General features: G+C 49.1%; 11 protein-coding genes. All 11 read left to right on the top strand.

Going from position 1 to position 12,367, the window contains the following annotated elements; genetic code table 11:
- The first annotated feature begins 90 nt into the window (after positions 1-90).
- The 11 genes from ACAN55_RS21385 to ACAN55_RS21435 all read left to right on the top strand — a co-directional run bounded on the left by ACAN55_RS21385 (position 91) and on the right by ACAN55_RS21435 (position 12,236).
- Positions 91-1,038, top strand: coding sequence for a D-alanyl-D-alanine carboxypeptidase family protein (locus ACAN55_RS21385; protein ID WP_379137686.1), 948 nt, complete (start codon positions 91-93; stop codon positions 1,036-1,038).
- Between the two features lie 168 nt (positions 1,039-1,206).
- Entirely contained in the window at positions 1,207-2,235 is a 1,029-nt protein-coding gene (locus ACAN55_RS21390) for an LCP family protein (RefSeq protein WP_379137689.1), read from the top strand.
- A 116-nt stretch (positions 2,236-2,351) separates the two neighbouring features.
- Positions 2,352-2,777, top strand: coding sequence for a CBS domain-containing protein (locus ACAN55_RS21395; RefSeq protein ID WP_379137692.1), 426 nt, complete (start codon positions 2,352-2,354; stop codon positions 2,775-2,777).
- A 228-nt stretch (positions 2,778-3,005) separates the two neighbouring features.
- On the top strand, positions 3,006-3,308 hold the full coding sequence (locus ACAN55_RS21400; RefSeq protein ID WP_379137722.1) for a MazG-like family protein: 303 nt from the start codon (positions 3,006-3,008) through the stop codon (positions 3,306-3,308).
- A gap of 6 nt (positions 3,309-3,314) precedes the next feature.
- Complete coding sequence (locus ACAN55_RS21405) at positions 3,315-4,217, top strand: DUF2232 domain-containing protein (protein ID WP_379137695.1); 903 nt, start codon at positions 3,315-3,317, stop codon at positions 4,215-4,217.
- An 11-nt stretch (positions 4,218-4,228) separates the two neighbouring features.
- Positions 4,229-6,250, top strand: a complete 2,022-nt coding sequence (locus ACAN55_RS21410) for a DHH family phosphoesterase (RefSeq protein WP_379137697.1) — start codon at positions 4,229-4,231, stop codon at positions 6,248-6,250.
- Complete coding sequence (gene rplI / locus ACAN55_RS21415) at positions 6,247-6,693, top strand: 50S ribosomal protein L9 (protein ID WP_379137700.1); 447 nt, start codon at positions 6,247-6,249, stop codon at positions 6,691-6,693. Before ACAN55_RS21410 ends, rplI begins: the two co-directional genes overlap by 4 nt.
- Before the next feature lies 1 nt (position 6,694).
- Positions 6,695-8,056 carry a replicative DNA helicase gene (dnaB, locus tag ACAN55_RS21420; protein ID WP_379137702.1) on the top strand — a complete coding sequence of 454 codons (1,362 nt, stop codon included), beginning with the start codon at positions 6,695-6,697 and terminating at the stop codon, positions 8,054-8,056.
- A 223-nt stretch (positions 8,057-8,279) separates the two neighbouring features.
- Entirely contained in the window at positions 8,280-9,566 is a 1,287-nt protein-coding gene (locus ACAN55_RS21425) for an adenylosuccinate synthase (RefSeq protein WP_379137705.1), read from the top strand.
- Positions 9,567-9,750: 184 nt separating this feature from the next.
- Positions 9,751-10,383, top strand: coding sequence for a hypothetical protein (locus ACAN55_RS21430; protein ID WP_379137708.1), 633 nt, complete (start codon positions 9,751-9,753; stop codon positions 10,381-10,383).
- A gap of 302 nt (positions 10,384-10,685) precedes the next feature.
- Positions 10,686-12,236 (top strand): peptidoglycan DD-metalloendopeptidase family protein, encoded by a 1,551-nt coding sequence (locus tag ACAN55_RS21435; RefSeq protein WP_379137711.1) that lies wholly within the window; start codon positions 10,686-10,688, stop codon positions 12,234-12,236.
- Positions 12,237-12,367: the final 131 nt, after the last annotated feature.

Raw genomic sequence — 12,367 nt, forward strand, 5'->3', positions numbered from 1 at the left:
GGTGATAAATAGTTATACAAAAAAATTTTTGGAATTTGAAATCAAAAAGCTGTTTCATCCGTCATATATATTAATGGAGGATGCCATTTGATGAAGAGACGGAATGTAATCGGGTTTGCTGCAATTCTGCTAGCCGCCGCCCTGCTGGCAGTGTACAAGCCGGGAGTGCTTGGTTTCAAGCCGAATATGAAGTCGAGCGCAGCGGTACTTATGGATATGAGCAGCGGAATGATATGGGTGAATATTCATGGTGATGTTCCCATGCCTCCGGCAAGTATATCCAAAATGATGACCGAAATGATTGTGCTTGATCGAATCGCTGAGGGCAGGACCAAATGGGAAGATCATGTGCCGGTCAGTCTCTATGCGAGCAGTGTGGGTGGAGCGACGTTGTCTCTGAGACGAGGCGAAACGTATACCGTACGGGAGCTGTTTGAGGGTATTGCGGTCTACTCGGCCAATGATGCTGCCATCGCACTGGCTGAACATACGGCCGGGTCAGAGAGTGCTTTTGTCACGCTGATGAATGAGAAAGCCCGCAGCTTGGGATTATCCAAGGGAACGCTATTTGCTAATGCATCAGGACTATCCGCCAAAGATCTGGGACCTAACCGCCCACAAGGCTATCGCAGTGAAGAAACAATGATGACTGCGGAGGATACCGCTAAACTGGCGGCTGCTTTAATATCAAGTCACCCGGAGGTGCTCAATACGTCATCCAAAACCCAAATGAGGCTGAAAGGCAAAGGACTTTATGTCAGCAACACGAACTCCATGCTGCCGGCGATGGGTGGGGCGTATGCCTATGAAGGAAATGACGGCCTCAAAACGGGGTATGATATCCGTACAGGTTATTGCATTGCAGGAACTGCCGAACGGGACGGACACCGCCTGATTGCCGTGGTGATGGGCGCTGAAACCAGCGGTGAACGTTTTGAGGAAGCTTCCAAATTATTGGACTACGGGTTTTATCTCAGCTTGTCACCGGGTGACAGAATCAAATATTTTATGCAAAAAATCGGCTCTGTACTGGGCTGATGGCCGCAGGCATCCAACCGCTTTCATAGACGGCACAGGATGCCTGTCTGCTTTAATTGTCGATTTTTGTTATTTCTTTTTAGGTCTATAGTGATTACAATAGAAATGTTGTGTAGATCAAATGTCTTATTCTATATTTATTCCATAATAAAGAAGGTATTAATCATTATGAAGAAAATGAAAAAAAGATATATCGCTCTAATCATTGTGCTGGTTATTGCAGCAGGTGCATTCCTGTTCCGCAAGCCTTTGGCTGTGCTGGCCTTTGATCTATTCCTGTCAGACCAGGTCGAACAGACACTGGAGGAGAACTCATATGTTCCTCTGACTCCAGAAGAAAGTACGGTTAAGCCGGAGCCGATCGTTTATAAAAATGACCCGTTCTCCATTATGCTGCTTGGAACTGATCAGCGGGATAATGAGCCTGCCCGTTCCGATACGATCATCTATGGGGTAGTACGTCCGGAGGACTCGAAGGTCCTGCTGGTTTCGATTCCCCGTGATACGTATACGGAGATCATTGGACACAAGGATAATAAGAAGGATAAAATTACGCATGCCTACGCCTTCGGCGGCCAGCAAATGGCGAAAGACACCTTGGAAGCACTGATAGATCATGATGTGCAGTATTATGCGACGATTAATTTTAAAGGGCTAAAGGATGCAGTTGATGCGATTGGCGGCGTACCGCTTCCGATCCAAAAGGATATTGTTAATAAAGGCAAGGATCATGAAAAGTTTACAATCCTCGGCGGGAAGAAGAGCTATAGCGGTGAAGAGGCACTGAACTACGTCCGCTACCGTGAAGACAGCGATTTCGCCCGCACGAAGCGGCAACAGGTATTTCTTGATGTGGTAGCGAATAAGATGTTATCGTTTAATCAAATCGGAAATATCCCTGAGCTGCTGGAGATTATGGGTGATAACTTCACGACTGATATGAAGCCGTCAATGATTATCGATCTGGCCAAAAAGTTCATGACAGGTAAGAAAATGGATATCTCCAGCTTCACGGTAATGGGTGAAGGCACACGGATTGACGGAGTCTTTTATGATCTTGCTAATGAAGAGGATTTAAGCGAAGCCAAGCTGATGATCGATAACTGGCTGAATGCAGGTACTCCGATTGATCAGCTGATTGAACCAGGCAAAGCAGAGAATGCACTGCAGCCTACAGCTACTGCGGCGGCACAATAAATCCTTCCGGATTATGGAACGATTGACACCACAGAGCGTATTACTACAATGGCCCTGAACATAGGGCAGGCTAAGGAACCAACATTCCTTCGGAACTCTTTTAGGAGGATTAAGAGATGAATATTGCATTTTTTTTGCTTCCCAAACAGGAAGTAGCCTGTGTAACGCTCGATTCGACGCTGCGGCAGACCCTGGAGCGGATGGAGTATCACCGCTACACAGCAGTGCCCATTTTGAACCGGGATGGGGAATATGCAGGTACAGTAACAGAAGGTGACCTGCTCTGGTACATGAAGGATTCAGAGGGAAAGGTTACTTTTGAGAATGCTTCGAAGTTTCTGCTGAAGGATGTACCGCTGCGTATGAACAACAAGCCGGTATCTATTGAAGCGGATATGGAGGATTTGATCAATCTGGCCAAGGTACAGAATTTCGTGCCCGTGGTGGATGACATGAACCGTTTCATCGGTATTGTACGCCGGAGTCAAATCATTGAATACTGCGAGAGATTTGTTTCACGCCAGTCCATGGAATCGTTATAATTATTCGGGCATGTGGACGAAGATAAGAAGTAAGCAGTAGGCCTGTATTTCCGGCAATATCGGAATGCGGGCCTTTTTTGAAATATATGAAAGCTCACAATAATATAGGAGAAAAGCACATAACTACAGGGCGTTTCGCGCCGCCAGAGGGCGCTTGCACCGGAGTAAAACTTTTATGCTATAATGGAGAATAAAGCTTTTTGCCGGAGGTAGAGAAACGTGTCCAATGTGCCGAAGGAACTAGATGTAGCCAAACGTGCCAAGGTTATTGAATGGCTGAAAACGGAGCTGATTGATCAGGTATCGAGGTTGTTCAAAGCCCTGTGGGAGGGCAACACCGCCCGAGTAGGGGACAGTCTGGCCAGTCTGATGATGAGCTCATATATTCTGGGGAGAAGGCTGGGCATTCCTTACCGCGAGTTGGATACTTTGCTTCTGGAAAAGCTCAGGAAGCACAGACAGGAAGGCCATGAGCTGGAGGATTCGTACAAGGACATATCTGCGTTAGAAGAACATATGCGTAAGAGGTGAATACTGTTGAAATTTCGCTGGACATCCGTAGCATGGACTATTGCTTATCTGCTCCTGCTGCTATCCTTATCAACCCCATTATTAATCATCACCAGCTTGTTTATGGTTATTCCGGCGGTTGTGCTGTTCACAACCTTGAACACAAGACAATTTATTATTCATATTCTGCCGGTTTGGCTCATTGTCGGACTTATTTCGCCCGTGTACGTATTAATTGCCGCCTATCTGATTCTTCCGGCACTAGTTATGGGACGCTGGTATAAAAAGCGCGCCTCAGCAAAAACGACACTGCTGGCAGGGATCATTACCATCCTTGGTGAGTTTCTCCTGCTGCTGTTTCTGGGTAAAACCCTGTTTCAATTTGATTTATACAATTACGTCAACGAAGTACTTAAGGTCACCCCAATGATTGGTCTCAACATGGGCGATCTCGGTTTGACCTCGGAAGAAATAGATAAGATCAGTCTTATGACGGTTCAGGTCATTCCCATGACTCTAATTATCAGTTCATCGATGATTGCGGTGATCACCCATTCCATCGTGCGTCCAATCTTGAACAGTATGAATTACGCAGTGCCGAAACTCAGACCCATGCGGGACTGGAGACTTCCACGCTCCTTTATTTTATATTATGCGGTCGGGTTTATCCTTCTGCTGCTATTCTCGGGCCCGGATACCGACAATGGCTTCATGATTATGATATCCGCTAATCTCCTGCCGCTGCTGCAGCTGGCATTCAAACTACAGGCGATCGGATTTCTGTTCTTTGTGGCACATGAGAAGAAATGGAGCAAGGTATTCCCTGTGTTGCTGGCAGTTCCAATTCTGTTTCTGCCTTCACTGTGGATTATCGGGGTTGTTGATCTACTGTTCCCGCTGCGCGAGCGTGTCGCGAAATCGAAACGATAGGGTGAGAGTTCATGCCTAAATTTCTGCAAAGACGCTGGCACGGCTATCACACCGTTTGGGCGTTTCTGCTATTGTTGATCCTGATTATAGTAGTGAGCGTCTATAACTGGGTTCTGGGCGTTGCCAGCCTGTTTCTCGCCGGGACCTTGTGTTTCACTATGCTGAGAGTGGAGCTGCTCTTCCGGCGCAATCTGGTGGAGTATATTAATGGTCTTTCTTTCCGGATCAAGCGCGTGGAGGGCGAAGCGGTCAGCATGCTTCCTCTAGGCATTATTCTGTACAGTGAGGACCGCACGGTCGAGTGGAATAACCGTAGCGCTGGTGATATTTTCTCCCGGAAGTCTCTGGTTGGGGAACTGCTTACGGAATTGCTTCCGGATTTAGCCCCATCCCCGCAAAGCGCTGTTCCTGTAAAAAGGGAAGCCGGAAGGGATATTCCATTAAAGGATCATTCCTTGAAAGACCAGCGTGTAGAAGTGACCGTTGATGAGCGGCACTATCAGGCTGTCCTGATTCCCAGTGAGCGGCTGCTGTATATGTACGATATTACAGAATTGGTTGTCCTAAGAGAGCGGTATGAGGGAGAGAAGCTGGCACTTGGCATCCTGCTGATGGATAATCTGGATGAGGCAGCTCAAGGGATGGATGACCAGCAGCGTACCTCGCTCATTGCCAAGGTAACCAGTGAAATTACCGAATGGGCTAAGCAGTTCGATGTATATCTGCGGCGTCTCTCCTCGGAGCGGTATCTGATGATGCTGAACCACCGCAGTCTGCAGGCGCTTGAAGAAAGCCGGTTCGTTATTCTCGATGAAGTGCGGGAGATGACAGCGGGTCTGAAAGTGCCAATGACCCTCAGTATCGGCCTCGCTTTTGGTGCGGAATCCGCAAGTGAGCTGGGAGCTTTAGCGCAGTCCAGTCTGGACATGGCGCTGGGACGCGGCGGTGACCAGGCAGCCGTCAAGGCCGGCCAGCGGCTGTCCTTCTATGGCGGTAAGAGCAATGCCGCAGAGAAACGGACACGGGTAAGGGCCCGCGTCATTGCCCATGCACTTCGTGATTTGATGCAGGAAAGTGACCGTGTACTGATTATGGGGCACCGGACGCCTGATATTGATTCGATCGGGGCTGCTATCGGATTGTTAAAAGCAGCGCAGATGTACAATGTGGAAGCCAACATCGTTACGGAGGGGACGAACCCGTCTATCTCCCGGATGATGGAGGAAATCCGCAAGGATGAAGAACTGTACGGTACCTTTATTTCTACCGAGCAGGCCCTGCAGATTATGACCGAGCATACGCTGTTGATTGTGGTAGATACCCACAAGGCCTCTATGACAATGGAACCGCGGCTGGTTCAATACGCTAGTCGCATTGTTGTCGTCGATCATCACCGGCGTGGCGAGGAATTTATTAATGACGCTGTCCTGGTCTATCTGGAACCGTATGCTTCTTCCACCTGTGAGCTGGTTACAGAGCTGCTGCAATATATCCATGAGAAGGTCCGTCTTAGTCCGCTCGAAGCGACAATGCTGCTTGCAGGAATTACCGTAGACACGAAGCAGTTCGCGCTTCATACTGGATCTCGGACGTTCGAAGCGGCAGGGTTCCTGCGCCGGATCGGCGCGGATACGATCCTCATTCAGAGGATGCTTAAGGAAGACCTGGACGAGTATCTGTCGAAGGCAGAGATCATCAAGCATGCCCGAATGGTCTATGATCATATCGCACTTGTCGTAACGGCACCGGGTATGAAAATCCCGCAGCTGCTTATCGCCCAGACGGCTGACACCTTACTGGGTATGACGAATGTACTGGCTTCATTTGTCATCAGTGAGCGTACAGATGGTCTGATCGGCATAAGCGCCCGTTCGCTTGGCCGGATGAATGTTCAGGTCGTTATGGAGAAGCTGGGCGGCGGTGGACATCTGTCCAATGCGGCTGTACAGCTTGAAGGAACAAGTAAAGAAGCAGAGGCCAGATTACTTAAGGTACTGGCTGAAATAGAAGCGAAAGAGGGGCTATTCGAATGAAGGTCATTTTCTTACAAGATGTTAAGGGACAAGGTAAAAAAGGTCAGGTTAAAGAAGTATCTGAGGGATATGCAACGAACTTCCTGCTGCCGCGCGGTCTGGTGCGTCCGGCAACCGACGGCAACGTGAAGACGCTGGAGAATCAGGCAGCAGCTGAGAAGCGCAAGAAGGACAATGAGAAGGAAGAAGCCAAGAAACTTGGCCAGAAGCTGGACGAGCTGACTCTGGACATGAAAGCTAAAGCCGGCGAGGGCGGACGTTTATTCGGTGCCATTACCAGTAAGCAGATTGCCGAAACTTTGGCATCGGTTAAAGGAATCACCATCGACAAACGCAAAATTGAGCTGCACGATCCGATCCGCCACATCGGAGAGTTCCAGGTTACCGTGAAGCTGCATACTGAAGTGAAGGCTTCGCTGAAGGTTAAGGTAACAGAGGAGTAATATGGGTGGAGATCTCTTTTTTGATCGGATTCCACCTCAAAATCTGGAAGCAGAGCAGGCGGTGCTCGGAGCCGTTCTCTTACAGGATGAAGCGTTAATTACCGCCCTTGAGCGGGTAAACACCGAAGACTTCTATGACAAGCCGCACCAATTAATCTTTGAAGCGATGGTACAGCTTGGGGAAGAGAGCCAGCCGATTGACCTCATTACCCTGACCTCCAGACTGCAGGATAAGGGTGAGCTTGAGGATATTGGCGGCGTAAGCTATTTGGCCAAGCTGGCGCATGCGGTGCCAACTGCAGCCAACGTGGAATATTACGCTCAGATTATCGAGGAAAAAGCGATGCTGCGGCGGTTGATCCGTACGGCAACGCAGATTGTAAGTGAAGGATATGCCGGCGGCGAAGATGTAGGTGATATGCTGAGCGACGCCGAACGGCGAATCCTGGAAATCTCCAACCGGCGGAGCGGCAGCGGATTTATCGCTATTCGCGATGTATTGATGCAGGTATTTGACCGGGTAGAGCTGCTTCATCAGAACAAGGGTGGAACGTCAGGAATTCCGACCGGATTCGTGGATCTGGACAAAATGACGAATGGCTTCCAGCGCAACGACCTTATCATTGTTGCTGCCCGTCCTTCCGTCGGAAAGACAGCGTTCGCGCTGAATATTGCCCAGAATGTTGCCGTAAGGGCCAAAGAGACAGTGGCTATCTTCAGTCTGGAGATGTCCGCGCCTCAGTTGGTACAGCGGATGATCTGCGCCGAAGCCAACCTGGATGCGAACCTGATGCGGACAGGTGACTTCAAAAGCGATGATGACTGGTCCAAGCTGACGATGGGCATCCAGTCGCTCTCCGAGTCGGAAATCTACATTGACGATACTCCAGGTATTACGGTTACCGATATCCGGGCCAAATGCCGGAGGCTCAAGAAGGAGAAGGGGCTTGGGATGATTGTCATCGACTATCTCCAGCTCATTCAGGGCCGCGGCAAGGCCGGCGAGAACCGCCAGCAGGAAGTATCCGAAATTTCGCGTACACTGAAGCAGATTGCACGTGAGCTGGATGTTCCTGTTATTGCCCTCTCCCAGTTAAGCCGGGGGGTAGAGCAGCGGCAGGATAAACGCCCGATGATGAGTGACCTTCGGGAATCTGGTTCGATCGAGCAGGATGCCGATATCGTAGCGTTCCTGTACCGGGACGATTACTATGACAAGGAATCCGAGAAGAAAAATATTATCGAAATTATTATCGCTAAACAGCGTAACGGTCCGGTGGGAACGGTTGAGCTGGTATTTCTGAAAAATTTCAACAAGTTCGTCAACTACGAGCGAGCACATGCCGAACCTTTTGCAGGATAAACAAAATAATGACGATTTCCGAACGATTGCACATTTGTCTGTGTAATCGTTCGTTTTTATTTGACTTTAAAAATCGCGGCTGGTACACTGATAATTGTGCTTTAATGGGATAAACCGTTTTTGCACCCGGTGGGCTGCTACATAAGTAGTACGTAAAGAGCCCATATTATGAAAAATAATGGTGCTTATGCTTAAGGCCAGCACCAACGGAGGAATGAATATTATGTCAACGGTAGTCGTCGTGGGAACACAATGGGGAGACGAAGGCAAAGGGAAAATCACTGACTTTCTGGCAGAGAGCGCAGATGTGGTCGCCCGTTATCAAGGGGGAAACAATGCCGGTCACACGATTCTGATTGACGGTAAGAAGTATAAGCTCAGCCTGATACCTTCAGGTGTATTTTATAAAGAAAAGACCTGTGTCATCGGCAATGGTATGGTTATCAATCCTGCCGCGCTGATCGACGAAATTAATTATATCCATGAGAACGGTTTTGATACGAAGAATCTGGTAATTAGCGACCGTGCCCATGTCATTATGCCATATCATATGCTGCTGGATGCACTGGAAGAGGACCGCAAGGGTGTCAACAAGATCGGTACTACACGCAAAGGGATTGGCCCTTGCTACATGGATAAAGCAGCACGCAACGGTATTCGTATCGCTGATCTGATGGATGCTGAAGAGTTCGAACTCAGACTGCGCCATCTGATGCAAGAGAAGAACCAGGTGATTACCCAAGTGTATGGTGCGGAAGCGCTTGATGTGGAAGAAGTGCTGACCCAGTACCTGGAGTATGCGGAAGTGCTGCGTCATTATGTGACGGATACTTCAGTTATTTTGAACGATGCTATTGATTCGGACAGCAAGGTGCTCTTCGAAGGAGCTCAAGGTGTTATGCTGGATATCGACCAAGGTACGTATCCGTTCGTAACCTCTTCCAATCCATCTGCAGGCGGTGTCTGCATCGGATCCGGGGTGGGACCTTCCAAGATCAAACAAGTTATCGGTGTGGCAAAAGCCTATACTACCCGCGTAGGAGATGGCCCTTTCCCGACCGAGCTGAACAATGAGATTGGTGATTACATCCGTGAAACAGGTCATGAATACGGAACGGTTACCGGCCGTGCACGCCGTGTAGGCTGGTTCGACAGTGTCGTTGTCCGCCATGCCCGCCGCGTCAGTGGCATTACCGGCTTGTCCCTGAACTCGCTTGACGTGCTCAGCGGACTGGAGACCGTTAAGATCTGTACCGGATATAAATACAAAGGTGAGATCATCACCCACTATCCTGCAAGCCTTAAGATGCTGGCTGAATGCGAAGCTGTTTATGAAGAGCTTCCAGGCTGGAGCGAGGATATTACTTCTGCGAAGACGCTTGCTGATCTGCCGGAGAACACTCGTAAATATGTAGAACGTGTCTCTGAGCTGACAGGAATTCCGATTGCGATCTTCTCCGTAGGACGGAACCGTGAGCAGACCAATCAAGTGATGCCAATGTACGTATAATATCAAGAGTTGTGAAAGAGACCCTCAAAGGGTCTCTTTTTTTGTTACAAGGAAGGTTGTTGGCCATGTTCTTCGGATAAATTACACGGCTTCTTCCTGTTATGCAGGACTTATGAGGTTTCCCGCGCCTGGTAACGGTCAATACTGTGAATACACGAACCGACGCAAGGGAGATGAAGAGAAGATGAGATTAGTAAAACGTGCGCTTGGCGTGCTCCTGATTGCCGTGCTGGCGAGCAGTCTTTCGGTTTTGACAACAGGTATCGTAGTAAATGCGTATATTCAATCGCTGCTCTCAAGCTTTGATATTAAGCTGGACACCCCGGTCTCCGGTTTATCCGGCATCCTGAAAAGTGTAACCGGAATGAACGATAACAATAGTACGGATCCAGACTCCTCGAAGACAGGAGATAGCCCGGCAACGGAGGAAGACAGCGCAGCCGGTTCAACGGAGAAATCGACAACGGAGGAAACCGGGAATAATCCGGCTCCGCAGGATGCATTGCCTGTCATGGGTCAAGAGGCGACGGAGACGGCGGGAGGTGACAGCGCGCTTAAGCAGGAGCTGGTCATGACCCCGGAGGAAATGAGTACCTTGAAGGAGAACATCCCCTCTGGGGAGAAGGTCGATATTTTTAATATTCTGATGAACAAGCTGCCGCAGGCTGAAATGCAGAATATTTCAACAGCGATGGAGGACGGACTGACACAGCAGGAAGTGGAAGTGATCCAGCAGGTCATCTCCAAGTATGTGGATAAAGATGAATATGAGATTCTAATGAAAATGCTTACACCTGATATGACCGAAGGTCAATAAAACCGTTTAATGTCACATTTTTGACACCGGGAAACTGTTTAATTCGCAGAAATTACAAAAAAACCCGCGAAATTGGCGGGTTTTTTCCATTTTACAAAGTTGAAACAATTCGCCTAAATATGGTACAGTAGACAAGGATCGCGATGGGTTAATTTTTTGTAACTTTTATAGCGGTCTATAACATCACGAATCAGACTCTACTATACACACAATTAATATGTGCCAGAATATATATAAGGGGTCGCATTACAGGCTTGTCCGTCAGTGAATAGGACGTATGAGTGGCTGAAAGGGAGAGTTTCATGAAGGGATTTAAGTTTACGCGCGGGATGGGGAAGCTGCGTAATAGCCTAAAGGCATGGGCAGGATCCGGCGTGGAAAGTCTGCACGACAGTAACACCGAAGAAGGTACTGACAACATGCACGGGCAAGAAAAGAACAAGAAGCGGCGGCGCAACTGGTTGATGGCATCAGCAGGACTTGTGCTTCTGACCACGTTTCTCGTAGGAGCGGAGAAGCAGTATGTTGGCGCGAATACGGTATCGTATTACCGCGTGCTGGTGCAGGGTCAAGAGATCGGGGCAGTAAGCGACAAAGCGGAGCTGGATAAGCTGTTCGCAAAGAAGCAACAGGAGTATCAAGCGAAATATCCGGATGCCATCATGATTCTGCAGACATCAGGCATTACAACCGAGGTTACGAAGGCTTTTAAACCGGAGATTGACAGCGAAGCAACAATTGCCAAGCTGGATGGAATGCTGAAGGCTTATGCAACGGGCGTACAGCTGATGGTTGACGGTAAGTCGGTTGGTGTGGTGAAAGATCAGGAGACGGCGAATGCTGTACTACAAGGAATTAAAAAGCATTATGTACCCGGACAAGCTGAAGCTGCTTCTGGAGCGGTATTGAAGAAGACGGCGGCAACGGCGAAATCTGTGGCGGCTACTGGTTCGAACAAGGTGGAGTCAGCCCAAATCCGTGAGGATATCTCCATCGTGCCGATTAAAGCTGATCCTAACAAAATCCTTTCATTGGATGAAGCGGTCAAGGCTATGACTGAGGGCAAAGAAGCCCCTCTCGTGTACACCGTTCAAGAAGGGGATACCATTTCAGGTATCGCAGCAAGGTATGGACTTACCCAAAAGGAAATCTTCCGCAACAATCCGGCTGTGGAGGAATTGACCCTGCAAATCGGGGACGAGCTTCAATTGACCGTACCGCAGCCAGCCGTTACGGTAGTGACGGTTGAAACGGTATCAGAGACGGTCGTTACTGAACCGGAAGTCATTGTCCGCAAAAGCGATCAAATGGCAGCAGGCAAAAGCAAGGTGGTTCGGGCTGGACAAACCGGTGTGAAGGAAATGCAATACCGCCTGACCAAAGAAAATGGTCTTGTGGTCCAGGAAGAGTGGCTCGGGCAGACGGTTATTAAGGAATCGTTACCCGAGGTTGTATACCGCGGAACGAAAGTAGTTGGTGAGGGTTCCGGGATGTTCGCATGGCCGGTTGTCGGAGCATCGATCAGCAGCAGCTTTGGCGAACGCTGGGGCCGGACGCATAAAGGGGTAGACCTCGTATCGGGCAACCGTACGATCAAGGCCTCAGATGCTGGAACAGTAACCTTTGCAGGTCAACAAAGCGGTTATGGCAATGTGGTTATTATCGATCACCGGAACGGTTATACAACGTACTACGGACACTTAAGCAAAATCTCTGTAAGTGAAGGTCAGCGTTTGGAGCAAGGCGCCAAGATTGGCATCATGGGTAACACCGGACGTTCCACGGGTACCCACCTGCATTTCGAGATCCGCAAGAACGGCTCTGCAATCAACCCAATGAAATACCTGCAATAATATATATTTATACCCGAACCGCCCGGACATTCTCCGGGCGGTTCTATTTAGTGCGCCCAGCATGGGCGCTATCTCTAGGGTTGAAGTCCCGAATGGCGAAGGCAGTAGTAGCCATTAGCTTAAGGCAAGGG

Origin of the sequence: Paenibacillus oryziterrae, from assembly GCF_042610485.1 — a bacterium.
Classification (GTDB): Bacteria; Bacillota; Bacilli; order Paenibacillales; family Paenibacillaceae; genus Paenibacillus_AQ.